Raw genomic sequence first — 25,662 nt, forward strand, 5'->3', positions numbered from 1 at the left:
CAGCGTTACGAGCCGCTCAGCAGCACCACCTCGAGGGTGCGTGGGCCGTGCACCCCCTCGACGCGGTCCAGCTCGATGTCGCTCGTTGCGGAAGGACCGGAGATCCATGTCAACGGGCGGGTCGGGTCGAGGCGCTCGAGCGCCTCGGGCACCGACGACACGACCCGGTCGGGCACCCGCACCACGCAGATGTGGTGGTCGGGGACCAGGGTGATGCGCCGCCGCCCCTGGTCGGGGGAGCCGTCCAGGACGATCGTGCCGGTCTCGGCGACGGCGACGGCGCAGCCGGTCACGACGCTGTCGACCCCGTCGAGTTCCTGCGGGGTGCTCGCAGCCCGGTCGTGGACGCGGGTCGCGTCGACCGCCGCCAGCCAGTGCGGTGGCAGCCCCGGCGGGACCACCACGCTCCGTGAACCGCGCGCCGCCACAAGCCGCCTCAGCAGCCCGGGCAACTCCCCGTCCGCGCACCGGTGCACGACGGCCCGGTAGTCCACCAGGTTCTCGGCGAGCAGGTCCACCGTCTCCGCGACGGACCGCTGCCCGTGCTCGCGCAGATAGTCCCGGACGACGGTCTCCTCGTAGGGCCTCGCGTCGTCCTGCACGTCCGCCAGCGCCCGGCGCACCCGGCCCAGAACGCGTTCCCTGCTGTTCACTTCGCTCCGCCCTTCCCGCCACGCGTGCGCTGCCACCAGTCCCGGAACGGCTCCGCGGGCACCGCCGGCAGGTCCCGGCTGCCGCTCCACGCCCGGCCGGGACCGGGCAGGGTGCGCGGATGCAGATGCCGGGTGCGGGAGGCCAGCCGCTGGCCGGTCCGCAGCGCGCCCGGGTGCGTGAACGCCCACTGCGCCGCCCGCATCGCCGCCCGCTCGGCGGCGTGCCCCTTGGCCGGCCTCAACAACACCCGGTTTCCGTTCCGTACGGCCGGTCCGCCCTGTACCACCCGTTCCCGCAGGTGCACCAGCACCTCGGGGATGTCGATGGCGACCGGGCACACCTCGTAGCACGCCCCGCACAGCGAGGACGCGTACGGCAGTGAGGCGTCGATCTCGCTGCCGGTGCCCCGCAGTTGCGGGCTGAGGATGGCGCCGATCGGGCCCGGGTAGACCGAGCCGTAGGCGTGGCCGCCGGCCCGCTCGTACACCGGGCACACGTTCAGGCAGGCCGAGCAGCGGATGCAGCGCAGCGCCTGGCGGCCGACCTCGTCGGCGAGCGTGTCGGTGCGGCCGTTGTCCAGCAGCACCAGATGGAAGGCGCGGGGGCCGTCCTCGCCGGTGGTGCCGGTCCACATGGAGGTGTACGGGTTCATGCGCTCGGCCGTCGAGGAGCGGGGGAGGGTCTGCAGGAACACCTCCAGGTCCTGCCACCTCGGCACGATCTTCTCGATCCCGACGACCGAGATCAGCGTCTCGGGCAGGGTCAGGCACATCCGTCCGTTGCCCTCGGACTCCACGACCACCAGCGTGCCGGTCTCGGCCACCACGAAGTTGGCGCCGGAGATGCCGACCTTGGCCCGCAGGAACTTCTCCCGCAGGTGCAGCCGGGCCGCCTCCGCGAGTTCGGCGGGCGTGTCCGTCAGGTCCTCGGGCGCCGGGCGGCCCCACTCGCTCATCTCGGAGCGGAAGATGTCCCGGATCTCGCCCCGGTTGCGGTGGATGGCCGGCACGAGGATGTGCGAGGGCCGGTCCTTGCCCAACTGCACGATCAGCTCGGCGAGATCGGTCTCGTAGGCGTGGATGCCCTGCGCCTCCAGCGCCTCGTTGAGGGCGATCTCCTGCGTGGCCATCGACTTGACCTTGACGACCTCGCGCTCGCCGGTCGCCCGGACCAGCCGGGCGACGATCTCGTTGGCCTCGTCCGCGTCGGCGGCCCAGTGCACGGTGCCGCCGGCGGCCGTCACCGCCTCCTCCACCTGCACCAGGTACCGGTCGAGATGGCGCAGCGTGTGGTCCTTGATCTGCTTCCCCGCCTCGCGCAGCGCCGCCCAGTCGTCCAGCTCGGCGACCGCGCGGGCCCGCTTGTCCCGGATCGTGTGCGTGGCGTGACGCAGGTTGCCCCGCAACGTCTCGTCGCCCACGGCCTCCCGCGCCGCCTCGGGAAAGGCCGGCATCCCCACGAACGTCCCGCTCACGCGGTCACCGCCTCCTGAGTGCTCGCCAGGATCTCCGCGATGTGCACCGGCCGCATGCCCGTGCGCAGCCGCGCCATGGTCCCGCCGATGTGCATCAGACAGGAGTTGTCGGCCGCGCACAGCACGTCCGCGCCCGTGGACTCGGCGTTGCGCACCTTGTCCGCGCCCATCGCCGCCGACACGTCGGAGTTCTTCACGGCGAAGGTCCCGCCGAAGCCGCAGCACTCCTCGGCGCCCGGCAGCTCCACCAGTTCGAGCCCCTTCACCGCCTCCAGCAGCCGCCGCGGCCGGTCGCCCAGGCCGAGGCTGCGCAGACCGTGGCAGGTCGGGTGGTACGTCACGGTGTGCGGGTAGTAGGCTCCCACGTCGGTCACCCCCAGCACGTCCACCAGGAACTCCGTCAGCTCGTACGTCTTGGGGACCACCGGCGCCAGCGCGGCCGCGAGTGCGTCCCCGCGCCCCTCCGCCCGCGCCCGCTCGCCCATCCGCGGATACAGCTCCCGCACCATCGCCCCGCACGAGCCCGACGGCGTCACGATCGCGTCGTGGCCCGCGAACACGTCGGCGAAGCGCCGGGCCAGCGGCTCGGCCTCGTGCCGGTAACCGGTGTTGTAGTGCGCCTGACCGCAACAGGTCTGGGCCATGGGGAAGTCGACGTCGACGCCCAGCCGGGTGAGCAGCTCCACCACCGCCCGGCCGGTGTCCGGGTAGAGCGTGTCGTTGACGCAGGTCAGGAACAGGGCGACACGCATCGCGGCTCCTCGTGTTCGATCGTCGGGCGCATGCCCGAAGCAGGGTAGTCGTCGGGGCGGAGGGCGGGGGAGACCCGGTTCACCGGTGGGCGAGTCGGGCCTCGGCGGCCCGCCAGCGCGCCGTGTCGCCGGTCGGTTCGTAGCGGGTCGACGACTGGGTGCGCGCCACCAGCCGGCGCATGCCGGCGAGGTCGCCGACCAGGCCCTGGGCACGGGCCTGCACGAGGACGTTGCCGAGCGCGGCGGCCTCCGTCGGCCCCGCCACCACCGGCAGCCCGCAGGCGTCGGCGGTCAGTTGGCACAGCAGCGCGTTGCGGGTGCCGCCGCCGACCACGTGCACCACGTCGACGGGGTGCCCGGCGAGCCGCTGGGCGTCCGTCACGGCCCTGCGGTGGGCCAGTGCCAGCGAGTCGAGGATGCACCGGGTCACCTCGGCCGGCGACTCGGGCACCGGCTGCCCGGACGCGCGGCACGCCTCGGCGATCCGCTCCGGCATCCGCCCCGGCGCCAGGAACGCCGCGTCACCCGCGTCGACCACCGACCGCAGCCCCGGCACCCGGGCTGCCTCGGTCAGCAGCGCGCCCAGATCGGGGCCGCCCCAGTCCCGCACGCACTCCTGGAGCAGCCACAGACCCATGATGTTGCGCAGATAGCGGACCGTGCCGTCCAGTCCCAGCTCGTTGGTGAAGTTGGCGGCTCGGCTCTCCTCCGACAGCACGGGCGCGGTCAGTTCCAGCCCGGCCAGCGACCAGGTGCCGGTGCAGATGTAGGCGAACCGTTCGTCCGGGGCCGGTACGGCGGCCACCGCGGAGGCGGTGTCGTGCGAGCCGACGGCCGTCACCGGCACGGGCCCGGCCAGGCCGGTCTCCTCCAGCACCTCGGGCCGCAGCAGCCCGGCCGGGTCGCCGGGCCGGCGCAGCGGTGCGAACAGGCCGAGGTCGATCCCCAGCCGGTCCGCGACCTGACGGGACCAGTCCCGGGTGCGGGGGTTGATCAGCTGGGTCGTGGAGGCGTTGGTCAGCTCCGTGCCCTGCTCGCCGGTCAGCCAGTACGTCAGCAGGTCCGGGATCAGCAACAGCCGCCGGGCCGCCGCGAACTGGGCCGTGCCCCGGGCGGCGACGAGCTGGTACAGGGTGTTGAAGGGCGCGTACTGCAGTCCGGTCGCCGCGTACAGCTCCCCGGCCGGCAGCGTGGCCCACACCTTCTCCGGGACGCCCTCGGTGCGGGCGTCCCGGTAGTGCACGGGGTTGCCGAGCAGTGCCCCGTCCGCGTCCAGCAGGCCGTGGTCGACGGCCCAGCTGTCCACGCCCACCGAGGCCACCGGTCCGGCCGCCCGCAGCCCGTCCAGCACACCGGCGTACAGCGCGAGGACGTCCCAGCGCAGCCCGTCGGGCGTGCGGACCGGCCGGTTGCGGAAGCGGTGCGCCTCGGCCAGCTCCAGGCGGCCGGGGCCGACGCGGCCGACCATGACGCGCCCGCTGGACGCGCCGAGGTCGACCGCGGCGTACGACGTGACGTCCACGGCGGCGCTCATCGCAGGAACGCGGCGGCGACGCCGGCGTCGACCGGGACGTGCAGACCGGTGGTGTGGGTCAGGTCGCCGCCGGTCAGCGCGAACACGGCGTTGGCGACGTGCTCGGGCAGCACCTCGCGCTTGAGCAGCGTGCGCTGGGCGTAGAACTCGCCCAGCTTCTCCTCCGGCACCCCGTACACGGCGGCGCGCTCGGCGCCCCAGCCGCCCGCGAAGATCCCGGAACCGCGCACCACACCGTCGGGGTTGACGCCGTTGACCCGGATGCCGTGCTCGCCCAGCTCGGCGGCGAGGAGGCGAACCTGGTGGGCCTGGTCGGCCTTCGTGGCGGAGTAGGCGATGTTGTTGGGGCCGGCGAACACGGCGTTCTTCGACGCGATGTAGACGATGTCGCCGCCCAGCTCCTGCGCGGTCATCACCCGGGCCGCCTCGCGCGAGACGAGGAACGAACCCCGGGCCATGATGCCGTGCTGCAGGTCCCAGTCCTTCGCGGTGGTCTCCAGCAGCGGCTTGGAGATCGAGATCCCCGCGTTGTTGACCACCAGGTCCACCCCGCCGAAGGCGAGCACGGCCGTCTCGAACGCCTCGGCGATCTGCTCCTCCAAGGTGACGTCGACGCGCACGGCCACGGCCCTGTCGTCCCCGCCCAGCTCCTTTGCGACCGCGGCCGCGTTCTCGGCGTTCAGGTCGGCCACGACGACGCACGCCCCCTCGTCGACCAGCCGGCGTGCGATCGCCTTCCCGATCCCGCTGCCCGCGCCGGTCACCAGGGCGACCCGGGTGGCCAGCGGCTTCGGCTTCGGCATCCGCCGGAGCTTGGCCTCCTCCAGCGCCCAGTACTCGATGCGGAACTTCTCCGACTCCTCGATCGGCGCGTACGACGACACCGCCTCGGCGCCGCGCATCACGTTGATCGCGTTGACGTAGAACTCGCCGGCCACCCGGGCGGTCTGCTTGTCCTTGCCGAAGCTGAACATGCCCACGCCCGGCACCAGCACGATCGCCGGGTCCGCGCCGCGCATCGCGGGGGAGTCGGGCTGCGCGTGCCGCTCGTAGTAGGCGGCGTACTCCTCGCGGTAGGCCGCGTGCAGCTCCTTGAGCCGGGCGACCGCCTCCTCCAGCGGCGCGGTCGGCGCCACGTCCAGGACCAGCGGCCGCACCTTCGTGCGCAGGAAGTGGTCCGGGCAGGAGGTGCCCAGCGCGGCGAGCCGCGGGTGCTCGGCGCGCGCCAGGAAGTCCAGCACCACGTCCGTGTCGGTGAAGTGCCCGACCTGCGCCCGGTCCCGGGACGCCACAGCGCGGACGTACGGAGCCAGCGCCGCCGCCCGCTTCCGCCGCTCGGGCTCGGGCAGCGCCTCGTAGCCCTCGATCACGGCGCCGAACGGCTCGGCCTTCCCCCGCTCGGCCAGGAAGGCCTCGGCGGTGCGGATGATGTGCAGCGAGTTGCGCTCGCACTCCTCGGACGTGTCGCCCCAGGCAGTGATGCCGTGCCCGCCGAGCACACAGCCGATCGCCTGCGGGTTGGCCTCCTTGACGGCGGCGATGTCCAGCCCGAGCTGGAACCCGGGCCGCCGCCACGGCACCCACACCACGGTGTCGCCGAAGCACTCGGCGGTCAGCCTCTCGCCGTCCGCCGCACAGGCCAGCGCGATCCCGGAGTCCGGGTGCAGGTGGTCGACGTGCGCGGCTGTGACCAGCCCGTGCATCGCCGTGTCGATCGAGGGCGCGGCGCCACCCTTGCCGTGCAGGCAGTAGTCGAAGGCGGCGACCATCTCGTCCTCGCGCTCGACGCCCGGGTAGACGTCCTCGAGCGCCCGCATCCGGTCCAGCCGCAGCACGGCGAGTCCCGCCTCGGTCAGTGTCCCGAGGTCCCCGCCGGACCCCTTGACCCACATCAGCTCCACATCACCCCCGGTGACGGGGTCGGTGCCGGTGCCCTTGGCGGACGCGTTGCCGCCGGCGTAGTTGGTGTTGCGCGGATCGGCGCCGAGCCGATGGGAACGGGCGAGGAGGGCATCGGCCGCAGGGTGGGTCGCCATGTCTCTACAATCCTTTTCGAACGGGGGGTGACTTCCAGGGGCGCGGGGAACCGCGCGATCAAGCACGAACAACCCGCGGTCCGCGAACAACAGGAACCAGGCAGACGCTCACGCCCCCCACCCCGCCTGCTGCCCGCCGACCCGCTCGGCAACGACCCTCTCGCCCCAACCGGACGCCCGGTACGCCTTCAGGGGTTCGGGGTCCAGCCCCGACTCCTCCCGCACCTCACGAAGAAGCGGACGCACATCCGTGTTGTACGCGTCCATCAACACGGCGTTGGCCTCCAGCACGTTCCCCGAGGCCTGCGCGGCAGCCAGCGCCGCATCGTCCACCAGCAGCGCCTTCGCCGTGGCCTCCTGCACGTTCATCACCGACCGGATGATCGCCGGGATCTTCGCCTCGATGTTGTGGCACTGGTCGAGCATGAACGCCACGTCGGACGTGAACCCGCCCCCGCGCACCACCTCGTACATGATCCGGAACAGCTGGAACGGGTCGGCCGCGCCCACCATCAGGTCGTCGTCCGCGTAGAAGCGCGAGTTGAAGTCGAATCCGCCGAGCTTCCCCTCCCGCAGCAGCGTCGCCACGATGAACTCGATGTTCGTGCCCGGCGCGTGGTGCCCCGTGTCGACCACGACCTGCGCCTTCTCGCCCAGCTTCAGGCAGTGCGCGTACGCCGTGCCCCAGTCCGGAACGTCCGTCGTGTAGAACGCCGGCTCGAAGAGCTTGTACTCCAGGAGCATCCGCTGCCCCTCGCCGAGCCGCTCGTACACCTCGGCCAGGCCCTCGGCCAGCCGGTCCTGACGGGAGCGGATGTCGTCCTGGCCCGGGTAGTTCGTGCCGTCGGCGAACCACAGCTTCAGGTCGCGCGACCCGGTGGCGTCCATGATGTCGACGCACTCCAGCAGGTGGTCGACGGCCTTCCTGCGCACCGTCGCGTCGGGGTGGCAGATGCTGCCCAGCTTGTAGTCGTCGTCCTGGAAGGTGTTGGAGTTGATCGCGCCGATCCGCACCCCCCGCTTCTCGGCGTGCACGGCCAGCGCGGCGTAGTCCTCGACCTTGTCCCAGGGGATGTGCAGGGCCACGGTCGGGGCCACGCCGGTGAACTCGTGCACCTTCGCCGCGTCGTCCAGCTTCTCGAAGGGGTCGCGCGGCACACCGGCCTGGGCGAACACCTTGAAGCGGGTGCCCGAGTTGCCGTACGCCCACGACGGCGTCTCGACGGCCTGGGTCCTGAGCGCGGCTTTCACCGCGGCGAGCTCGGTCACTTCGGCGCTCCTGTGGCATCGGGTCGTGTTCCACTGCGAGCACGACCAAGGATGAAACGATTCAGAACGCGAAGTTATGAGCCCCTCGAAGAGGTGTCAACCCTTCTCGCCGCCCCGGCTGTCCGTGACTCCGTCGTGACCTTCGGAGATCGAAACTTTTTCGACCCGGAACCATTGACGTGACATACCCTCGCTGCCTAACGTCCCCGGCAACCGAGTTGAAACCTTTCACGACGCCGTGAGGGCCGTCCCGCCCGGCGTCGTCGAGGAGCCCCCAATGACCCACCCGTCCGACACGGGTTCGGCCCCGGTTCTGGCGCTCAGGGACGTCTCCAAGTCCTTCGGCGCGGTCCGTGCGCTGCGGGACGTCTCCCTGGAGCTGTTCCCCGGCGAGGTGCACGCCCTCGCCGGAGAGAACGGCGCCGGCAAGTCGACCCTCATCAAGGCGCTGGCCGGTGTGCACCGGCCGGACGCCGGCCAGGTGCTGCTCGACGGCGCACCGGTCGTGTTCCACGGTCCCGGCGACGCCCGCGACGCCGGCATCGCCGTGATCTACCAGGAGCCCACCCTCTTTCCCGATCTGTCGATCGCCGAGAACATCTTCATGGGCCGCCAGCCGCGCCGCGCCCTCGGCCGCATCGACCACAAGGCCACCCACGCCGCCACCGCCGAACTGATGCTGCGCCTCGGCGTCGAGCTCGACCCCGACCGGCCCGCGCGCGGCCTGTCCATCGCAGACCAGCAGATCGTCGAGATCGCCAAGGCGCTCTCCTTCGACGCCCGCGTCCTGATCATGGACGAGCCGACCGCCGCCCTCACCGGAAGTGAGGTGGCCCGCCTCTTCGGCGTGGTGCGCACCCTGCGCGAACAGGGCGCCGCGGTGCTGTTCATCTCCCACCGCCTGGAGGAGATCTTCCGCATCTGCGAGCGGGTCACCACGCTGCGCGACGGCGCCCGGATCGCCAGCGAGCCGCTGGAGGGCATGAGCGAGGACGACCTGGTGCGCCGCATGGTCGGCCGCGACCTCGACGAGCTGTACCCCAAGCAGGAGGTCACCCCCGGCGAGACCGCGCTCAGCGTGCGCCGGCTGACCCGCGAGGGCGTCTTCACCGACGTCTCCTTCGAGGTGCGGCGCGGCGAGATCGTCGCGCTGGCCGGACTGGTCGGCGCCGGACGCACCGAGGTCGCCCGCGCCGTCTTCGGCGTCGACCGCTGGGACGCGGGGGAGGTCGAGGTCGACGGCAGGCCGCTCGTCAACGGCGCCCCCTCCACCGCGATGGCCGCCGGCCTCGCCCTCGTCCCGGAGGACCGCCGCGCCCAGGGCCTGGTGATGGACATGTCCATCGAGCGCAACATCGGCCTCACCGGCCTGCGCACGACCGTGAGGGCCGGCCTCGTCGACCGCGGCGCCGAACGCAGCCGCTCCCTCGACTGGGCGGTCAAGCTCCAGGTCAAGTACGCCCGCATCGCCGACACCGTCGCCACCCTGTCCGGCGGCAACCAGCAGAAGGTCGTCCTCGCCAAGTGGCTGGCCACCGGCCCCAAGGTACTGATCGTCGACGAACCCACCCGCGGCATCGACGTCGGCACCAAGGCCGAGGTGCACCGGCTGCTCTCGCAGCTCGCCGCCGACGGCGTGGCCGTCCTGATGATCTCCTCCGACCTGCCCGAGGTGCTCGGGATGGCCGACCGCGTCCTGGTGATGCACGAGGGCCGACTGACCGCCGAGATATCCCGCACCGACGCCACCGAGGAGACCGTGATGGCCGCAGCCACGGGGAGGGCCGCCGCATGACGGTCACCGCACCCGAGAAGGCCCCCGCGGCCGGCGTGCCGAGGGCCGGCGCCACCCGGCTCGTGGACCGCATCTTCAAGATGCGCGAGCTGGCCATCCTGCTGGTCTTCCTGGTGATGATCGCCGTCACCCAGGCCGGCAACACCGAGTTCCTGTCCGAACAGGGCATCAAGGACCTGCTGCTGAACGCGACCATCCTGGTCCTGGTCGCCACCGGGCAGTCCCTGGTCGTCATCACCCGCAACGTCGACCTGTCCGTCGGCTCCACCCTCGGCATCAGCGCCTTCGCCGCCGGCACCTACCTCCAGGGCGGCGGCAACCCCGTTGTGGCCGTGCTGCTCGCCGTGCTGACGGGCGTCGGCTTCGGCCTCCTCAACGGCCTGCTGGTCAGCCTGGGCCAGGTGCCCGCCCTGGTCGTCACCCTCGGCACCCTCTACATCATCCGCGGCATCGACTCCGTCTGGGTCGGCTCCCGCCAGATCACCGCGGCCGACCTGCCCGGCGGCTTCGTCGACTTCGGCTCCGGCGGCATCTCCGCCGTGCCCTGGCTGGCGCTGATCGCGCTGGCGGTGCTCGTCGCCACCGCGTACTACCTCAAGCACTTCGGCAGCGGACGCGAGCTGTACGCGCTCGGCTCCAACCCCGAGGCCGCGCGGCTGGCCGGCATCCCGGTCCGCAAGCGGATCCTGGCCGCCTACACCTTCTGCGGCGCCCTCGCCGGACTAGCCGGCGCCCTGTACCTCGCCCGCTTCGGCAACGTCGACTCCGGCACCGGCAACGGCTACGAACTGACCGTCGTCAGCGCCGTGGTGGTCGGCGGCATCGTCTTCACCGGCGGCTCCGGCAGCGTCTACGGCGCCGCCCTCGGCGCGCTGCTGCTGACCTCGATCAACAGCGTGCTGCCCGCCCTCGGCGTCAGCTCCGTGTGGGTGCTGGCCATCAACGGCATCCTGCTCATCCTCGCTATCGCCGTCGACCGGGTCGTCGCGCTGCGCGTGGCCAACGCCCTGAAGAAGAGGAACGCCCGCCATGGCTGACACCTCCCTGACGCGCGCCGTCCGCCGGTCCGCCTCCTTGAGGTGGGACGGGGCCGTCGGTGCCCTCCTCGTGGTCGTCCTGCTGCTCTCCTTCGGCTTCGTCGACGGCTTCGGCAACGCCCTCAACCTGTCCTTCCTGATCGGCAACACCCTGCCGATCGCGCTCATCGCGCTGCCGATGACGCTGCTGGTCGTCTCCGGGGAGATCGACCTGTCGGTCGCCTCCACGGCCGGCCTGTCCGGTGCGGTCATGGGCGCGCTGTGGAACCAGGGCATGACCATCGAGTCGATCATCCCGATCTGCCTGCTGCTCGGCGTGGTCTGCGGTGTGGTCAACGGCCTGCTGGTCACCCGGCTCGGGCTGCCCTCCCTCGCCGTCACCATCGGCACCATGGCCGCCTACCGCGGCATCGCGCAGATCGTGCTCGGCTCCGACGCGGTGACCGACTTCCCCTCGCAGTACCTGGACTTCGCGGCCGGACGCATCGACGGCACCTTCGTCCCGTACGCCTTCCTGCCCTTCCTCGTGCTGCTGGCCGTCGCCGTCGTCGCCCTGCACGCCATGCCGTTCGGCCGCTCGCTGTTCGCCATCGGCGCCGGCGAGGAGGCCGCCCGGTTCGCCGGCATCCGGGTCAAGCGGCAAAAGCTGATCCTGTTCACGCTGACCGGTCTGATGTCCGCCCTCACCGGCGTCTTCTGGGCCCTGCACTACGCCAGCGCCCGCTACGACAACGCCACCGGCCTCGAACTCTCCGTCGTCGCCGCCGTCCTCCTGGGCGGTATCGACTTCGACGGGGGCAAGGGCACCCTCGGCGGGGCGATCGCGGGCGTGTTCCTGCTCGGCGCGCTGCAGAACGTGATGAGCCTGCAGGACGTCTCCGCCCAGTCCCAGATCGTCGTCACCGGTGTCCTGCTCGTCCTCTCCGTGCTCGGCCCCCGGGTCGCACGGCAGGTCTCCCTCGCGAGAGCCGGGCGCAGGGCGGCGACGGCGCCCCCGTCCAAGGCGCCCGCGCCCACCCCGTAACCCCGTCCCCGGCTCCGTCCACCCTCGTAAGGAACCCACCATGCGCAAGTCGTCCATCCGCCGTACCTGCGCGGCACTCGCCGCCGTCACCTCCCTCGCCCTGGCGGCCACCGCCTGCGGCGGCACCACGAAGGAGGACGTCAAGGACGAGGGCGGCAAGGCCGCCGCTGCGGGCAAGGCCGACCCGAACGCCGCGACGAAGAAGGGGCTGACCGTCGGCTTCCTGCCCAAGCAGGTCAACAACCCCTATTTCACCGTCGCCGACAAGGGCGGCGAGAAGGCCCTCAAGGAGCTGGGCTCCAGCTACAAGGAGGTCGGCACCTCCAGCGGCACCGACACCGCCGGCCAGGTCTCCTACGTCAACACGCTCACCCAGCAGCAGGTCGACGCCATCGCCGTCTCCGCGCAGGACCCGGGCGCGCTGTGCACCGCGCTCAAGCAGGCCATGAAGAACGACATCAAGATCGTCACCTACGACTCGGACACCGACCCCGAGTGCCGCAACGCCTTCATCTCCCAGGCCTCCGCCGACGACATCGGCCGCACCCAGGTGCAGCAGCTGGCCGAGCAGATCGGCAACAAGGGCGAGATCGCGATCCTGTCCGCCGCGCAGACCGCGACGAACCAGAACGCCTGGATCGAGATCATGAAGGACGAGCTGAAGGACCCGAAGTACAAGGACATCAAGCTGGTCAAGGTCGCCTACGGAGACGACGACGCCCAGAAGTCCTTCCAGCAGACCCAGGGCCTGCTCCAGGAGCACCCGAACCTGAAGGGGATCATCTCCCCGACCACCGTCGGTATCAAGGCCGCCGCCCAGTACCTGTCCGGCTCCAAGTACAAGGGCCAGGTCAAGCTGACCGGCCTCGGCACCCCCAACGACATGCGCAAGTACGTCAAGAACGGCACCGTCGAGGCGTTCGAGCTGTGGGACCCGGCCAAGCTCGGCGAGCTGGCCGCGCGCACCGCCGTCGCCCTGGCCTCCGGGCAGATCACCGGCAAGGAGGGCGAGACCTTCGAGGCCGGCGCCCTGGGCGAGTACACCGTCGGCAAGGACGGCGTGATCAACCTCGGCAAGCCGACCGTGTTCACCGCCGACAACGTCGACCAGTACGACTTCTAGGCCCGGTACAACACCCTTCGCACGGGAGCGGTACTTCATGCAGCGCGTCTGTTTCCTGCTCAAGGTCCGCCAGGACCGCATCGCGGAGTACCGCGAACGCCACGCCGCCGTGTGGCCGGAGATGTGCGAGGCACTCTCCGCCACCGGCTGGCACAACTACTCGCTCTTCCTGCGCGACGACGGCCTGCTCGTCGGCTACCTGGAGACCGAGGACTTCGCCGCCGCCCAGGCCGGCATGGAGGCCACCGAGGTCAACGCCCGCTGGCAGGCGGAGATGGGCCCGCTCTTCGAGTCCCTCGACGGGGTCCGCCCCGACGAAGCGATGAAACCGCTCACCGAGGTGTTCCACCTCGCCTGACGGGGGCCCCGCCGGGGCGGCCCGGGTACTGTGTGAAGGTCCCACGGCCGCCCCCCACCCCCACCCGACCTCGGAGGTCCCTGCCCGATGGCCCATTCCGTGGGTATCAAGGATGTCGCCCGCGCCGCCGGAGTTTCCGTGGGCACGGTCTCCAACGTCATCAACCGCCCCGACACCGTGGCGACCGAGACCCGGGCGCGGGTGCTGTCCGCGATCGACCGGCTCGGCTACGTCCGCAGCGAGTCCGCGCGCCAACTGCGCGCGGGCCGCAGCCGCATCATGGGCCTGCTCGTCCTGGACATGGGCAACCCGTTCTTCGTCGACGTCGCACGCGGTGCCGAACGGGCCGCCCGCGAGGCCGGGCTCGGCGTGATGGTCTGCAACAGCGCCCAGAACCCGGCCGAGGAGGCCGAGTACCTCTCGCTCTTCGCCGAGCAGCGGGTCCGCGGCGTCCTGCTCACCCCCGCCGACGCCACCGGCCGCAACATCGAGGGCTTCCGCCGCCACAACATCCCGTTCGTGCTCGTCGACCGGGTCGCCGAGGGCACCACCGAGTGCTCGGTCTCCGTCGACGACGTCGCGGGCGGCGCGCTGGCCGTGCGCCACCTCGTGGACGCCGGACACCGCTCCATCGCCTACGTCAGCGGCCCGCCCGGGCTCAACCAGGTCCGCGACCGCCGCACCGGCGCCCTCGCCGCGCTCGCCGAGGCCGGGCTCGGCCCCGACGCGCTGCGCGAACTGCCCACCGAGCGGCTCGACGTCGCCGCGGGCCGCGACGCCGGCGCCCGGCTGCTGGGTCTCGCCGACCGGCCGACCGCCGTCTTCTGCGCCAACGACCTGCTCGCCCTCGGCGTCCTGCAGGCGATGTACGCGGCCGGGGTCGGCGTCCCCGACGACCTCGCGATCGTGGGCTACGACGACATCGAGTTCGCCGCCGCCGCGGCCGTCCCGCTCACCTCCGTGCGCCAGCCCGCCGTCACCATGGGCGCCATGGCCGCCGAACTGCTTTTGGAGGAGACCGAACTGGAGGGCACGGACCGGGCCCACCCGCACCGCCGGGTCGTCCTCCAGCCGGAACTGGTGGTGCGGCACTCCAGCCTCGGCGCCCGCTGACCGGACGTTCAGTACATCGTGCGAAACGATTTCATGATCCCGGGGGTCGGACGCCGCAGGACGATGTGCTGAACTGGGACACGGCCGAAAGGATCGGCCGTCGCGTCCGTCCGCCCCGGGAGCCCCGTTGAGCGTCAGCTACCGCCAGCCAGGCGTCGTCCTCACCGACCGCCGTTTCACCGTGCCCCTCGACCACGCCGACCCGAACGGCGAGACGATCGAGCTGTACGCCCGCGAGGCCGTCGCGAGCGACAAGGCCGACAAGGACCTGCCGTGGCTGCTGTACCTCCAGGGCGGCCCCGGAGGCAAGGCGAACCGTTTCGTCGGCCGCCCCGCCTGGTTCGGCCGTGCTCTTGAGGAGTACCGCGTGCTGCTCCTGGACCAGCGCGGCACCGGCGCCTCCACCCCCGCGAACCGCCAGACCCTCCCGCTGCGCGGCGGCCCCGCCGAGCAGGCCGACTACCTCGCCCACTTCCGCGCCGACGCCATCGTCCGCGACTGCGAGGCCATCCGCCCCCAGGTCACCGGCGGCGCCCCCTGGACCGTCCTGGGCCAGAGCTTCGGCGGCTTCTGCACCGTCACCTACCTGTCGCTCGCCCCCGAGGGCGTGCGCACCGCGCTGATCACCGGCGGTCTGCCCTCCCTCGACGCCCACGCCGACGACGTCTACCGGGCCGCATACCCCCGCATCGAGCGCAAGGCCGTCGCGCACTACGCCCGCTACCCGCAGGACGTCGAACGCGCCCGCCGCATCGCCGACCACCTCCTCACCCACGACGTGGTCCTGCCGAACGGCTACCGCCTGACCGTGGAGGCCTTCCAGTCCCTCGGCATCATGCTCGGCGGCGGGGAAGGCAGCCACCAGCTGCACTTCCTCCTGGAGGACGCCTTCGTCCGCACCCCGAACGGGCACGAGCTCTCCGACGCCTTCCAGGAACAGGTCCAGGGACTGCTGTCGTACGCGAGCCGCCCGCTGTACGCCCTCGTCCACGAGGCCATCTACGGCCAGGACGCGCGCCCCACCGCCTGGTCCGCCGAGCGGGTCCGCGCCGAGTTCCCGCGCTTCGACGCCGCCAAGGCCCTCGCGGGCGACGACCCGCTCCTGTTCACCGGCGAGACCATCCACCCCTGGATGTACGACTGCGACCCGGCCCTGCGCCCGCTGCGCGAGACGGCGGAACTGCTCGCCGCCCGCACCGACTGGACCCCGCTGTACGACCCCGCCCGCCTCGCCGCCAACGAGGTGCCGGCCGCCGCGGCCGTCTACCACGACGACATGTACGTCGACACCGCGCACGCGCTGACCACCGCCCGGGCGATCCGGGGGCTGCGCACCTGGGTCACCGACGAGTTCGAGCACGACGGCGTACGGACCGGCGGCCCCCGCGTCCTGGACCGGCTGCTCGCGCTCGCCCGCGACGAGGCATGACGGCACCCGAGGAATTACCGGGTGGGATGTCGGTGGCGCGGGTTAGTGTGCGGGCATGACGGAGCCGACGATCACGCAACTGGAGCCCATGCCCGGCGACTGGCGCCGCGCCCTCGCCGTCGTGGCCCACCCGGACGACCTGGAGTACGGCTGCTCGGCGGCGATCGCTGCCTGGACCGACGAGGGCCGCGAGGTCGCCTACGTGCTCGCGACCCGGGGCGAGGCGGGCATCGACACGCTGCCGCCGGACGAGTGCGCCCCGCTGCGTGAGCGGGAGCAGCGCGCCAGTGCCGCCGTCGTCGGGGTGAGCGAGGTGGAGTTCCTCGACCACCGGGACGGTGTCATCGAGTACGGCACCGCGCTGCGCCGCGACATCGCCGCCGCGATCCGCCGGCACCGGCCCGAGCTGGTCATCACCCTGAACCACCGGGACACCTGGGGCGGCGTCGCCTGGAACACCCCGGACCACGTCGCCGTCGGCCGCGCCACCCTCGACGCGGTGGCCGACGCGGGCAACCGCTGGATCTTCCCGGAGCTGACCGAGCAGGGCCTTGAACCGTGGAACGGCGTGCGCTGGGTCGCGGTCGCCGGGTCCTCCTCGCCCACCCACGCCGTGGACGCCGCCCCGGGCCTCGAGCGCGCGGTGCGCTCGCTGCTGGAACACCGCACCTACATCGAGGTGCTGACCGATCAGGACCCGGAGACGTACGTCCGTGACTTCCTCACCGGCTTCGCCCAGGCCGCCGGGGAGCGGTTCGGCGGGAAGCCGGCGGTGACCTTCGAAGTCTTCGGACGGTAGCGGCATGGCTGGGGAGCGGGGTCGGCAGGACGTGCAGGACGTACGGGGTCAGCAGGGTCTCGCGGAGCGCTTCGAGGAGCACCGCGGGCAGCTCCAGGCGGTGGCCTACCGCATGCTCGGCTCACTGACCGAGGCGGAGGACGCCGTGCAGGAGGCATGGCTGCGGCTCGACCGCTCCGGCGAGGACGGCATCGACAACCTCGGAGCCTGGCTGACCACCGTGACCGGCCGGATCTGCCTGGACCTGCTGCGCTCGCGCACCGCACGCCGCGAGGAGCCGATGACCGAGGGCTTCGACAGCTTCGTGCCGGACCCGGTGCTGCGGGCCCTGCCGCAGGCCGACCCGGAGCAGGAGGCCCTCCACACCGACTCGGTCGGCATCGCCCTGCTGGTCGTCCTGGAGACCCTGGAACCGGCCGAGCGACTGGCGTTCGTCCTGCACGACATGTTCGCCGTGCCCTTCGACGACATCGCACCGGTCGTCGAGCGCACCCCGGCCGCCACCAGGCAGCTCGCCAGCCGGGCCCGGCGCCGCGTGCGCGAGGCGGCCCCCGCCGCCGAACCGGACCTGGGCCGCCAGCGCCAGGTGGTCGACGCGTTCCTGGCCGCGAGCCGCGCCGGTGACTTCGACGCCCTGGTCTCCGTCCTCCACCCGGACGTGGTGCTGCGGGCCGACGCCGGCGCGCTCGCCCGGGGCGCGGCGGCGTCCAAGGTGGTGCGGGGAGCCCGGACGGTCGCCACCGGGGCGTTCCACTTCCGCCACCTCGCCGGGCTCGCCCGCGTCGTCCTGGTCAACGGCGCGGTCGGCACCGTCGCCGTGTCGGAGGGGGAGCCGCGGTCGGTCACCTACGTCACCGTCGCCGACGGTCTCATCACGGGCCTGTACATCCTGTCCGACCCGGAGCGGCTGGCCCGGCTGGACCTGTCCGCGCTGGAGGCCTGACCGGGCCGCGCGGGGCCGGTCGGGCCCGCGCGGTGACGGCCCGTATCCTCGACGACATGCGAGAGGACACGGCGGACCCGTCGCAGGCGCGGGCCGCAACGGAACTGCGCGGCGACTGCGGGAGCTGCTTCGGCCTGTGCTGCGTGGCCCTGCCGTTCGCCCGCTCGGCGGACTTCGCGCTCGACAAGGACGCCGGCACACCCTGCACGAACCTCCGCACCGACCACCGGTGCGGCATCCACGCGACGCTTCGGGAACGCGGCTTCACGGGCTGCACGGTCTACGACTGCTTCGGCGCCGGGCAGCGGGTCTCGCAGGTCACCTTCGGCGGCGCGGACTGGCGCGGCGGCCCGCCCGAGCACCGGCGCCGCATGTTCGACGCGTTCCCGGTCGTCCGCCAACTGCACGAGCTGCTCCGGTACCTGACCGAGGCGCTGACCCTGCCCGCCGCCCGCCCGGTCCACGCCGACCTGCGCCGGGCCCTCGCCGACACCGAGCGCCTCGCCGGGGGCACCCCCGAGGAGCTGGCCGCCCTCGACGTGCCCGCACACCGTCAGCGCGTCAACCCGCTCCTGCTGCGCACCAGCGAGCTGGCCCGGGCCGGTGCCCGCGGCCGGAAGAAGAACCGCCGCAACGCCGACCTGATGGGCGCCCGCCTGAGGGGCGCCGACCTCGCCGGCGCCGATCTGCGCGGGGCCTGCCTCATCGCCGCCGACCTCACCGGGGCCGACCTGCGGGGCGCCGACCTGATCGGCGCGGACCTGCGCGACACCGACCTGACCGACGCGGACCTGACCGGAGCCTTCTTCCTCACCCAGCCCCAGGTCAACGCGGCCCGGGGCGGCCCCGGCACCAGGCTGCCGGGCTCAGTCACCCGCCCGGTGCACTGGGCAGCGTGACGCGGGGCCGGTCTTCCCGGCGCCTTCCTCTCCCGCCTCCGGGGTACCATCCGCGGCTTCCCCGGTGGCGTCCGCGCGGGAAGCGGGAGCCGACGCCGACGCGGTCCGCCGGGCCAGGTGCAGGCGCAGCCCCTCCGGCATCAACGTCAGCCGCTCGGTCACCCGCAGCCGGTAGCCCGGGTCCGGCCGCAGCTCGTAGCGGCGCAGCAGCAGCCCGAGGACCAGCGTCGCCTCGTGCAGCGCGAACTGCCGCCCGATGCACGCCCGCGCCCCCGTCCCGAACGGCTTGAACGTGTGCGGGGCGCGCGACCGCACGGCCTTCGCGTCGAAGCGGTCCGGGTCGAACCGCTCGGCGTGCGGCCCCCACACCTCCGGATCGCGGTGCAGCATGCCCGTGAGCACCAGCGCCCAGGCCCCGCGCCGCATCGGATACGCGCCCCCGAGCACCGTGTCCTCGCGGGCCTCCCGCGCGAACCCGGGCGCGGTCGGCCACAGCCGCAGTGACTCGTCGAGCACCCGGCGCACGTAGCGCAGCTTGGCCACCTGCTCGTAGCCGGGCGCCTCCGTGCCGCCCCACACGCGGTCCACCTCGGCACGGGCCCGGGCCGCGACGTCGGGGTGCTGGGCGAGGTAGTGCAGGGCGAAGGAGAGCGCGCCCGAGGTCGTCTCGTGCCCGGCGACGAGGAAGGTGATGACCTGCCGGCGCACGTTCTCGGGCGACAGCCGCTCACCGGTCGTCGGGTGGGCCGTCTCCAGCATCCGGTCGAGCAGGTCGCCCGCGCCCGCGCCCGCGCCGCCCGTGCCGCCGCCCGCCCGGCGCTCGCGGACGAGGTCGTCGACCGTGCGGTTCAGGTACGCGATGTCGGCGGCGTTGCGACGGCTCGCCTCGCGCAGCAGCCACGGGGCGAGCGGCGCGGGCACCGTGTTCAGGCGCTGCGCGTACCCGAGCGTGCCCACCATCGCGGTGACGAAGGGGTGGAGGCGGGAGCGTTCGAAGGAGCCGAAGTCGTGCCCGAAACCGGTGCGCGCGATGGTCTCCAGCGTCAGCTTGGTCATGTCGCCGGGCACGTCCACCGCCCGGCCCGCCGCCTCCGCCAGATCCCAGTGGCCGGTGAGCCGCGCGGCCACGTCCAGCATCATCACGTGGTACCCGGCCATCGCCTCCCGGCTGAACCCGGGGGCCAGCACGTCGTGCGCGAGCTGCCAGTTGGGCTCGTGGTTGTACGCCGTGAACAGCCCGTCCCCGGCGACCGGCCGCAGGTTGGCCACCCCCAGGCCCACGTGCTTGGCGAACCGCGTCTCGTCCGCCAGGTCGGCGGCGAGGGCGGCGCCCCACACGAACACGAACTCCTTGCCGAAGGCCCGACGCCTGAATATCGGCCCCAGCTTCCGCGCGTACCGCAGCGAGTCCTGCATCGGGGTGCGCCTGCTCGCCCCCACCACGTCCCCGAGCAGGGGCAGCCGGTACGGCGGGTGCGGGATGCGGCGCAGTTCGGGCCAGCCCAGCTCGGCGCTGCGGAAGCCCTTCGGCAGGCCGTTCCGGGCCGTTTCCCTCGCTGTCCGGGCCATGACGCGATCTCCCTTGACGCAGCGGCGTGTTGCACGACCGAGGCGAGCGTGTTGTACATGGATTCAATAACGCGGCACAGTCTCGTCCCGTTGTTGAACCGGCGTCAAGTAAGGTGCGGGCATGGCCGTGAACCAGGGCGAGCGCACCCGCCGCCGGCTCAGCACCGCCGAGCGCCGGGAGCAGTTGCTCTCGGTGGGCGCGCGGCTGTTCTCGGACAGTCCCTACGACGAGGTCCCGATCGAGCGGGTCGCCGAGATCGCCGGGGTCTCCCGCGGACTGCTGTACCACTACTTCCCGAACAAACGGGACTTCTTCGCCGCGGTCGTCGAGCGGGAGAGCGAGCGCATGCTGCGGATGACGGCGGCCGTGCCCGGCGTCCCGGTCCGTGAGCAGCTCACCGCGGGCCTCGACGCGTACCTGGAGTACGTCCGGGCCCACGCGCACGGCTACCGCGCCTTCCACCGCGCCGACGCGACCGGTGACCAGGCCGTGCGCCGCGTCTACCGGAAGGCGCTCGCGGCGCAGGAGCGGCAGATCCTCGCCGCCCTGGCCGCCGACCCGGAGTTCGGCCCGGTCTTCGGGGAACGCGGCGACGTACGGCTGGCGGTGCGCGGGTGGCTGGCCTTCACCACCGCGGTCTGCCTGGAGTGGCTGCGGGACCCGGAACCCGCCCGCGAGCAGGTGCGGGACCTGTGCTCCCGGGCGCTGCTCGGGGCCATCGCGCTCTGAGGGCGCCTGTCCGGATGCCGGTTCGAGCAGGTGTCGTGGTTGGCGTGCCCCCTGAACTCCGATAGGTTAGGTGAGCCTTACCTAATGAATTGCCGAACGGAGGTTGGGATGGGTGACAGCCACGCCTGGACGGCCGCGCCGGCCGCGGCGGAACAGGCCCGGTCCGTGCTCGCCGCCGCCTGGTCCTGCGCGGTGACCGCGGAGGGCGGCCGCGAGGAGTTCGTCGGCGCGCACACCGTGGCCGACGACGGCCGGGTGCTCCTGCACGTGCCCGAGGACAGCGCGCTGCTCGCCACGGCGCTGTGCGCGCCCCGCGGGGAGCCGTCCACCGTGCTGGAGTTCGCCGACGTGGCGCCCGTCCCCGTGCGGGGCCGGATCAGGGCCCGGCTCTGGCTCGCCGGCCGGCTGGCCGTGGAGGACGGACACCTCGCCTTCCGGCCCACCCGCGTGGTGCTGCGGCGCCCCTCCGGGGCCGTGGTGGTCGACGTCGACGAGTTCACCGCCGCCGCGCCCGATCCCTTGGCCCTGGCCGAGGCACGGCTGCTGACCCATCTCGCCGACTGCCACGACGACGCCGTCCAGCGGCTGACCCGGCTCGTCGACCCGGACAGCCTGCACGGTGCCGTGCGGGTGCGGCCCCTCGCCGTCGACCGGCACGGTCTGACCCTGCGCATCGAACGCGTCCGCGACCACGGCGACGTACGCCTGCCCTTCCACGCGCCCGCCGACGAGATCGCGCAGCTCACCGAGCGGGTGCACGTGCTCCTCGCGCAGGCGGGCACCGCCTCCTGCCCGCGGGCCCTACAGCGGCAGCGCGCAGACGGCGACGGGTGAGGCGAACGGCTCTCCCACGAGGCGCAGTTCGCCCCCGCTCACGCGGAACACGCCGACGGTGCCGGAGCGCTGGTTGGCCGCGAACAGCAGCCCGCCGTCCGGGGAGAAGGCGATCTGCCGGGGGAAGTCGCCGCCCACCGGCACCGTGCCGAGGAGCCGGAGCCGGGCGCCCCGGGCCTCCACCGCGTACCGCGTGATGCTGTCGTGCCCCCGGTTGGCGAGGAAGGCGTACGCGCCGTCGGACGTGACCAGGAACTGCGCCGGGTGGTTGGTGCCGGCCCCCGGGCCCGGCTCCGCCCCGGTGGACTGCGCCTCGCCCACGGTCAGACGTCCCGTTCCCGGGTCGTACGCGCAGACCGCGACGGTGTTGTCGGCCTCGTTGGCGAGATAGGCGTGCCGCCCGCCGGGGTGGAAGGCGAGGTGCCGGGGCCCGGCGCCCGGCCGGGTGCGTGCCCGCGAGACCTCCGCGAGGGTCCCCGCGTCCTCGTCCAGGCGGTAGGTGTACACGGTGTCCGTGCCGAGGTCCACGGCCAGCACGTGACCCCCGTCCGGAGCGGTGAGCACCTGGTGGGCGTGCGGGCCCTGCTGTCCCGGGCCCGGCGGGGGAGCGGAGTGCGTGACCAGGCCGGTCCGTTCCCCGAGGGCGCCCGAGGCGTCGATCGGGTGCACGGCGACGCTGCCCGAGCCGTAGTTGGCGCTGAACAGCCAGCGTCCGCCCGGATGCACGGACAGGTGGCAGGGCGCCGCTCCCGAGGTGCTCCGGCTGCCCAGCACCCTGCGGTCCGACAGCCGGACGGCGGTCACCGCCCCGTCCGCGCGCTCGTTCACCGCGTACAGGGTGCGGCCGTCGGGGTGGACCGCCAGGTACGAGGGGTCGTCCATCTCGGCGAGGACACCCCGGCCGGTGATCCGGCCGGTGCCGGGGTCGTACTCGGCGAGCCCGACGCCCGTGCCACCGCCCTCGGCGGAGGTGTAGGTGCCGAGGAGGAGCCGCCGCGGTCCGGAGGACTCCCGCTGCCGCCCCGACGAACCTCTGCTCGCCCCCGGCCCGGTGGCCGTCGGGGACGGCCCGTCCGGCTCCGACGGCCCGCCACAGGCCGCCGCCGGAAGGGCCGCTGCCGCGCCGGCCGCCCGCGCGAGCACCCCGACGAAGCGCCGCCTGCTCCATCCGTCGCCGCTCATGCCGAGTCCTCCCGTCCCGGTCCCGACGGCCGCGCGAGCCGCCCCCGCCGCTCCACGGCGCCGCCGTTACCAGTCCCCGTCCTGCACCGGCTTGCCCGGAGCGTCCTTGAGGGGGTGGACCTGGTGGGGCGTGGGTGCCTGCCACGGCTGGTGGTCGTCGCCGACCCAGTCCCCGACCGGCCTGACGCCCTGGAGCGGCTCGGCGGGCGCGAGATCGTGGGCGTCCTGGTCGTAGTAGTCGTACCAGGGCAGACCGGCCCGGGTGTACGCGGCCCGGTCCACGGGGGACGGCGGCGGCGCCTCCCCGGTGATGCGGCGCCACTCGGGCGGCGTCACCAGGTGCACGAAGACCCGGCCGGCCGGCTGCTCGGCCCAGTCCGTCGGCGGCCGCGGGTCGCGGTACACCTCCTGGCGCATGGAGCCGCCCACCCCGAGACCCATGGCGGGCGCGGACCGGCGCCTGATCGTCCCCCCGTAGCCCGGAGCCGCACCGGGGGCGGCCGGAGCCGCCCCCGGCGCCGGAACCCCGAAGGCCCCGGCCGAGCGTGCTCCCCGGGAAGCCGCCTCCCTGCGGCGCCGCTCCTCCTCGCGCCAGCGGGCCAGCTCGGGGGCGCTCAGGGTGAACGCCTGCAACTGGACGCCTCCCCAGACCTCCTCACCGGTGACCTGGCCCTCGACGGTCGCGCCCATGCCGAGCGGCACCGCCACGAACTGACGGACCGTGCCGGAACCGGAGTTGATGCCGTCCAGCCAGGGCTGGCGGGGGAGGACCACGTAGTTCTGCGGATCGCGGGAGAGCCGGTCGCTCCACGGCCTGCCCGAGACCGCGCACACCTTGCCCACCCCGACCTGGAGGGCGGCGGGCTCCCGCGTGCCCGCGAAACTCAGCCACATGGCCTCCCGCAGGTACACCGGCAGCATCACACCGCCGCGCGCACGCCACTGCTCGGGCACGGTGCCGGCGTAGTCCGACACCCGGCGGACCGGGAACTCGCCGAGCCCCGGCGGCAGCGGGTGCGTTCCCGTCTCGGGCAGCCGCAGGGTGCGTACGAAACGGACCGTCGCACCGCCCGGCAGCATCAGCCGGTTCCCGTCGATCCGCACACTGGTGTCGGTCATCCGAACGCCCCCTCACTCGCCGTGAACCGTTCCTCGTGAACCGTCCTCGTCCTTCAGGAAGAACGCCGGGCGGCGGTGCCGCGGTTCCGCCGGCGCAGCCGGGCCCGCGCCCTGTCCCGCAACCGGGTCAGCCGCGGCATGCGTTCGCGCTGCTCGCGCGTGTGGCGGTCCAGCTCCTCCAGGAGCCGGCGGGAGCGGTGCTCGGTATCCATCTCGTCGATGATGCGGTTCACCTCCGCCAGTACCGCGCCCCGCAGCTGCCACTGCCCCGCGTCGCGCCGGACCTCATCGAGCAGCAGGTCGGCCAGCCTGTCCCGGGTGGCCGCGGCCTGGCGCAACTCGGCGGCCAGCCGTTCCTCCGCGGACTCGGCGTTCTCGCTCACGCTGCTGGTGACCAGCACCGAGAAGCTCACCACGGCGTCCGCGATCTCGGACAGCAGCTGCTGGACGGCGGCTCCCGTCTCCGGCGCGAACAGCGGCTCCGGCTCCCGCTCCTTGGCCAGGTCGGTGAAGCTGCGCGCGAGGACCCGCATGACCACCGTGCAGATCTCCAGAGTGTCCAGGCCGGTGCGCAGCACGACCCGGTGCAGCAGTCCCTCGCGCACCCGGGGGTTGAACCGCAGACTGTCCTCGGCCTGGCGCAGGTCCTCGTCCACCTCGCCGATGTCGTGGTCGAGCCGGCGCGCCTCGTGCAGCCGGGCCGCCGCCTCGTGGAACGGCGTGCTGCCGGCGGCCTCCTCGCCCATGCGCAGCAGCAGTTGCCGTACCTGCCGGGCCAGCCCCACGACCGACTCGCCCGCCTGCTCCACCCACACCGGAGGCGCGAGGATCAGGTTGAAGACGAGGCCGACGATCGCTCCGATCAGCGTCTCCACCACCCGGGCCCACGCCAGGCTCCCGTGCGAGGTCACGCCGAGCACCAGCATCGCGCTGATCGCCACCTCGGCGGTGAACTCCTCGGCGCGCACCAGGTGCCCGACGCCCAGCGCCGCCAGGATGATCAGGCCCAGACTCCACCAGCTCAACCCGACCAGCCGACTGAAGGCGATCGCGACCAGGACCCCGGCCACCACGGCGTTCACCCGGCGGAAGCTCATCTTCAGTGTGGCGTACAGGGTGACCTGGACGACCAGCAGGGCGGTCAGCGGAGCGGTGAGCGGCGCCGCCGACTTGTCGGGGGTCAGCCGCACCGCGATCACGTAGGCGATCGAAGCCGCGGCGGCGGAGCGCAGGGCCTGCACGACCATGGGGTCCCTCAGCCACTTCACCCGCCGCAGAGCCGCCCTCGCGGCCTCCAGCACATCCCGCATCCTCGGGCTGTTCCCTTCCGCAGGCGCCTCGAACGTGTCCGATCAGGACGGTAGCCGGACGCGGGCGGCCGGGCCCCTCTCACGCGCCGGGCGCCGCCGGACGGGTCAGCCGGTCACCTTGGCGACGAACGCGGACAGATTGCCCACCGCGCGGGCGATCTGCTCCTCCACGGTGAGGCTCTCCTCGAACCGGCCGCCGCCCTCCGGCGTCTTCCTGCCCCGCAGGTACAGGGAACAGGCGAGGTCCGTGCACATGTACAGGCCGACCGAGTTGCCCTCGCGGCCCGCCGCCCCCGCTCTGCGCGCGGTCATCAGCGACACTCCGCCCCGGGGATGGGTGGTCAGGCACAGCCCGCACATGCTGCGCCGGAAGGAGCCGCCGCGGGCCTGCTGGAACCGCAGCGCCACACCGGTGAGGCGTCCGTCGAGGTCGGCGACCAGGTAGCTGCGGTCGGGCGCCCCGGGATCCCGCCAGCCGAAGAAGTCGAGATCGTCCCACGGGTGCTCGTCGAGGTCGCGGGGCACCGTCAGGCGTTTGGCCTCGCCCTTCGAGCAGTTGATGAAGGAGGTGCGGATGGCCCGCTCGTCGAGTGCTCTCATGGGAGCCTCCTCTGGGTCGAAAGTCGTCCTAGAGACTCTAGGTTCTGGCCTAGCGTAGATAGCCTGTGGGTGAGGCACC

At 73.0% G+C, this 25,662-nt stretch carries 23 protein-coding genes; 12 read left to right on the forward strand and 11 right to left on the reverse strand.

Annotated features, from left to right (window positions below; genetic code table 11):
• Positions 1-5 precede the first annotated feature (5 nt).
• The 6 genes from AB0P07_RS26370 to rhaI all read right to left on the reverse strand — a co-directional run bounded on the left by AB0P07_RS26370 (position 6) and on the right by rhaI (position 7,719).
• Positions 6-653 carry an LUD domain-containing protein gene (locus tag AB0P07_RS26370; protein WP_365554860.1) on the reverse strand — a complete coding sequence of 216 codons (648 nt, stop codon included), beginning with the start codon at positions 651-653 and terminating at the stop codon, positions 6-8.
• Positions 650-2,128 carry a LutB/LldF family L-lactate oxidation iron-sulfur protein gene (locus AB0P07_RS26375; RefSeq protein ID WP_365554862.1) on the reverse strand — a complete coding sequence of 493 codons (1,479 nt, stop codon included), beginning with the start codon at positions 2,126-2,128 and terminating at the stop codon, positions 650-652. The genes AB0P07_RS26370 and AB0P07_RS26375 overlap by 4 nt, the downstream gene beginning before the upstream one ends.
• Positions 2,125-2,880, reverse strand: coding sequence for a (Fe-S)-binding protein (locus tag AB0P07_RS26380; protein WP_365554864.1), 756 nt, complete (start codon positions 2,878-2,880; stop codon positions 2,125-2,127). Before AB0P07_RS26380 ends, AB0P07_RS26375 begins: the two co-directional genes overlap by 4 nt.
• A 79-nt stretch (positions 2,881-2,959) precedes the next feature.
• On the reverse strand, positions 2,960-4,414 hold the full coding sequence (locus tag AB0P07_RS26385; protein ID WP_365554866.1) for an FGGY-family carbohydrate kinase: 1,455 nt from the start codon (positions 4,412-4,414) through the stop codon (positions 2,960-2,962).
• Positions 4,411-6,450: a bifunctional aldolase/short-chain dehydrogenase gene (locus AB0P07_RS26390; RefSeq protein WP_365554868.1), complete on the reverse strand. Its 2,040-nt coding sequence runs from the start codon at positions 6,448-6,450 to the stop codon at positions 4,411-4,413. The genes AB0P07_RS26385 and AB0P07_RS26390 overlap by 4 nt, the downstream gene beginning before the upstream one ends.
• Positions 6,451-6,558: 108 nt before the next feature.
• The gene (gene rhaI, locus AB0P07_RS26395) at positions 6,559-7,719 is read right to left on the reverse strand and encodes an L-rhamnose isomerase (RefSeq protein ID WP_365554870.1); all 1,161 of its coding nucleotides are present in this window, start codon (positions 7,717-7,719) and stop codon (positions 6,559-6,561) included.
• A 277-nt stretch (positions 7,720-7,996) separates the two neighbouring features.
• On the opposite strand from rhaI, the gene AB0P07_RS26400 reads away from it, so the two are divergent.
• From AB0P07_RS26400 to AB0P07_RS26445, 10 genes are all read left to right on the forward strand, one after another.
• Positions 7,997-9,514: a sugar ABC transporter ATP-binding protein gene (locus tag AB0P07_RS26400; RefSeq protein ID WP_365554872.1), complete on the forward strand. Its 1,518-nt coding sequence runs from the start codon at positions 7,997-7,999 to the stop codon at positions 9,512-9,514.
• A complete protein-coding gene (locus tag AB0P07_RS26405; RefSeq protein ID WP_365554874.1) occupies positions 9,511-10,551 on the forward strand; it encodes an ABC transporter permease in 1,041 nt (346 codons plus the stop codon). The genes AB0P07_RS26400 and AB0P07_RS26405 overlap by 4 nt, the downstream gene beginning before the upstream one ends.
• On the forward strand, positions 10,544-11,575 hold the full coding sequence (locus tag AB0P07_RS26410) for an ABC transporter permease (RefSeq protein ID WP_365554875.1): 1,032 nt from the start codon (positions 10,544-10,546) through the stop codon (positions 11,573-11,575). Before AB0P07_RS26405 ends, AB0P07_RS26410 begins: the two co-directional genes overlap by 8 nt.
• A gap of 40 nt (positions 11,576-11,615) precedes the next feature.
• Positions 11,616-12,698 (forward strand): rhamnose ABC transporter substrate-binding protein, encoded by a 1,083-nt coding sequence (gene rhaS / locus AB0P07_RS26415; protein WP_365554877.1) that lies wholly within the window; start codon positions 11,616-11,618, stop codon positions 12,696-12,698.
• Between the two features lie 37 nt (positions 12,699-12,735).
• Positions 12,736-13,056, forward strand: coding sequence for an L-rhamnose mutarotase (locus AB0P07_RS26420; RefSeq protein ID WP_365554878.1), 321 nt, complete (start codon positions 12,736-12,738; stop codon positions 13,054-13,056).
• Between the two features lie 87 nt (positions 13,057-13,143).
• Positions 13,144-14,169 (forward strand): LacI family DNA-binding transcriptional regulator, encoded by a 1,026-nt coding sequence (locus tag AB0P07_RS26425; RefSeq protein WP_365554880.1) that lies wholly within the window; start codon positions 13,144-13,146, stop codon positions 14,167-14,169.
• 127 nt (positions 14,170-14,296) lie between these two features.
• The gene (locus AB0P07_RS26430; RefSeq protein ID WP_365554882.1) at positions 14,297-15,598 is read left to right on the forward strand and encodes an alpha/beta fold hydrolase; all 1,302 of its coding nucleotides are present in this window, start codon (positions 14,297-14,299) and stop codon (positions 15,596-15,598) included.
• A 55-nt stretch (positions 15,599-15,653) separates the two neighbouring features.
• A complete protein-coding gene (locus tag AB0P07_RS26435) occupies positions 15,654-16,397 on the forward strand; it encodes a PIG-L deacetylase family protein (protein ID WP_365554884.1) in 744 nt (247 codons plus the stop codon).
• Positions 16,398-16,401: 4 nt separating this feature from the next.
• Complete coding sequence (gene sigJ, locus AB0P07_RS26440) at positions 16,402-17,340, forward strand: RNA polymerase sigma factor SigJ (RefSeq protein ID WP_365554886.1); 939 nt, start codon at positions 16,402-16,404, stop codon at positions 17,338-17,340.
• Between the two features lie 56 nt (positions 17,341-17,396).
• Positions 17,397-18,239 carry a pentapeptide repeat-containing protein gene (locus AB0P07_RS26445; protein ID WP_365554888.1) on the forward strand — a complete coding sequence of 281 codons (843 nt, stop codon included), beginning with the start codon at positions 17,397-17,399 and terminating at the stop codon, positions 18,237-18,239.
• On the opposite strand, the gene AB0P07_RS26450 is transcribed toward AB0P07_RS26445, so the two are convergent.
• The gene (locus tag AB0P07_RS26450; RefSeq protein WP_365554889.1) at positions 18,207-19,808 is read right to left on the reverse strand and encodes a cytochrome P450; all 1,602 of its coding nucleotides are present in this window, start codon (positions 19,806-19,808) and stop codon (positions 18,207-18,209) included. The two genes, AB0P07_RS26445 and AB0P07_RS26450, sit on opposite strands and share 33 nt — an antisense overlap.
• Before the next feature lie 121 nt (positions 19,809-19,929).
• Between AB0P07_RS26450 and AB0P07_RS26455 the strand changes: the two genes are divergently transcribed.
• Positions 19,930-20,538, forward strand: coding sequence for a TetR/AcrR family transcriptional regulator (locus AB0P07_RS26455; RefSeq protein ID WP_365554891.1), 609 nt, complete (start codon positions 19,930-19,932; stop codon positions 20,536-20,538).
• A gap of 108 nt (positions 20,539-20,646) precedes the next feature.
• Positions 20,647-21,372 (forward strand): DUF2470 domain-containing protein, encoded by a 726-nt coding sequence (locus tag AB0P07_RS26460; protein WP_365554892.1) that lies wholly within the window; start codon positions 20,647-20,649, stop codon positions 21,370-21,372.
• Here AB0P07_RS26460 and AB0P07_RS26465 read toward each other — a convergent pair.
• The 4 genes from AB0P07_RS26465 to AB0P07_RS26480 all read right to left on the reverse strand — a co-directional run bounded on the left by AB0P07_RS26465 (position 21,340) and on the right by AB0P07_RS26480 (position 25,583).
• On the reverse strand, positions 21,340-22,554 hold the full coding sequence (locus AB0P07_RS26465; RefSeq protein WP_365554894.1) for a lactonase family protein: 1,215 nt from the start codon (positions 22,552-22,554) through the stop codon (positions 21,340-21,342). The genes AB0P07_RS26460 and AB0P07_RS26465 overlap by 33 nt on opposite strands.
• A 66-nt stretch (positions 22,555-22,620) precedes the next feature.
• Positions 22,621-23,673, reverse strand: coding sequence for a hypothetical protein (locus tag AB0P07_RS26470; RefSeq protein ID WP_365554896.1), 1,053 nt, complete (start codon positions 23,671-23,673; stop codon positions 22,621-22,623).
• A gap of 53 nt (positions 23,674-23,726) precedes the next feature.
• Positions 23,727-24,983, reverse strand: coding sequence for an aromatic acid exporter family protein (locus AB0P07_RS26475; RefSeq protein WP_365554898.1), 1,257 nt, complete (start codon positions 24,981-24,983; stop codon positions 23,727-23,729).
• A 105-nt stretch (positions 24,984-25,088) separates the two neighbouring features.
• Positions 25,089-25,583 carry an FBP domain-containing protein gene (locus tag AB0P07_RS26480; RefSeq protein ID WP_365554900.1) on the reverse strand — a complete coding sequence of 165 codons (495 nt, stop codon included), beginning with the start codon at positions 25,581-25,583 and terminating at the stop codon, positions 25,089-25,091.
• Between the last annotated feature and the right edge of the window lie 79 nt (positions 25,584-25,662).

The organism is Streptomyces sp. NPDC085944 (assembly GCF_040686295.1).
Taxonomy (GTDB): Bacteria; Actinomycetota; Actinomycetes; order Streptomycetales; family Streptomycetaceae; genus Streptomyces; species Streptomyces salinarius.

Excerpts from the sequence above, each read along its gene's own strand:
- AB0P07_RS26380 (WP_365554864.1), bottom strand. The coding sequence starts at position 2,880 with ATGCGTGTCGCCCTGTTCCTGACCTGCGTCAACGACACGCTCTACCCG.
- AB0P07_RS26385 (WP_365554866.1), bottom strand. The coding sequence starts at position 4,414 with ATGAGCGCCGCCGTGGACGTCACGTCGTACGCCGCGGTCGACCTCGGC.
- AB0P07_RS26390 (WP_365554868.1), bottom strand. The coding sequence starts at position 6,450 with ATGGCGACCCACCCTGCGGCCGATGCCCTCCTCGCCCGTTCCCATCGG.
- AB0P07_RS26400 (WP_365554872.1), top strand. The coding sequence starts at position 7,997 with ATGACCCACCCGTCCGACACGGGTTCGGCCCCGGTTCTGGCGCTCAGG.
- AB0P07_RS26405 (WP_365554874.1), top strand. The coding sequence starts at position 9,511 with ATGACGGTCACCGCACCCGAGAAGGCCCCCGCGGCCGGCGTGCCGAGG.
- AB0P07_RS26410 (WP_365554875.1), top strand. The coding sequence starts at position 10,544 with ATGGCTGACACCTCCCTGACGCGCGCCGTCCGCCGGTCCGCCTCCTTG.
- rhaS (WP_365554877.1), top strand. The coding sequence starts at position 11,616 with ATGCGCAAGTCGTCCATCCGCCGTACCTGCGCGGCACTCGCCGCCGTC.
- AB0P07_RS26420 (WP_365554878.1), top strand. The coding sequence starts at position 12,736 with ATGCAGCGCGTCTGTTTCCTGCTCAAGGTCCGCCAGGACCGCATCGCG.
- AB0P07_RS26425 (WP_365554880.1), top strand. The coding sequence starts at position 13,144 with ATGGCCCATTCCGTGGGTATCAAGGATGTCGCCCGCGCCGCCGGAGTT.
- AB0P07_RS26435 (WP_365554884.1), top strand. The coding sequence starts at position 15,654 with ATGACGGAGCCGACGATCACGCAACTGGAGCCCATGCCCGGCGACTGG.
- sigJ (WP_365554886.1), top strand. The coding sequence starts at position 16,402 with ATGGCTGGGGAGCGGGGTCGGCAGGACGTGCAGGACGTACGGGGTCAG.
- AB0P07_RS26445 (WP_365554888.1), top strand. The coding sequence starts at position 17,397 with ATGCGAGAGGACACGGCGGACCCGTCGCAGGCGCGGGCCGCAACGGAA.
- AB0P07_RS26450 (WP_365554889.1), bottom strand. The coding sequence starts at position 19,808 with ATGGCCCGGACAGCGAGGGAAACGGCCCGGAACGGCCTGCCGAAGGGC.
- AB0P07_RS26455 (WP_365554891.1), top strand. The coding sequence starts at position 19,930 with ATGGCCGTGAACCAGGGCGAGCGCACCCGCCGCCGGCTCAGCACCGCC.
- AB0P07_RS26460 (WP_365554892.1), top strand. The coding sequence starts at position 20,647 with ATGGGTGACAGCCACGCCTGGACGGCCGCGCCGGCCGCGGCGGAACAG.
- AB0P07_RS26465 (WP_365554894.1), bottom strand. The coding sequence starts at position 22,554 with ATGAGCGGCGACGGATGGAGCAGGCGGCGCTTCGTCGGGGTGCTCGCG.
- AB0P07_RS26470 (WP_365554896.1), bottom strand. The coding sequence starts at position 23,673 with ATGACCGACACCAGTGTGCGGATCGACGGGAACCGGCTGATGCTGCCG.
- AB0P07_RS26475 (WP_365554898.1), bottom strand. The coding sequence starts at position 24,983 with ATGCGGGATGTGCTGGAGGCCGCGAGGGCGGCTCTGCGGCGGGTGAAG.
- AB0P07_RS26480 (WP_365554900.1), bottom strand. The coding sequence starts at position 25,583 with ATGAGAGCACTCGACGAGCGGGCCATCCGCACCTCCTTCATCAACTGC.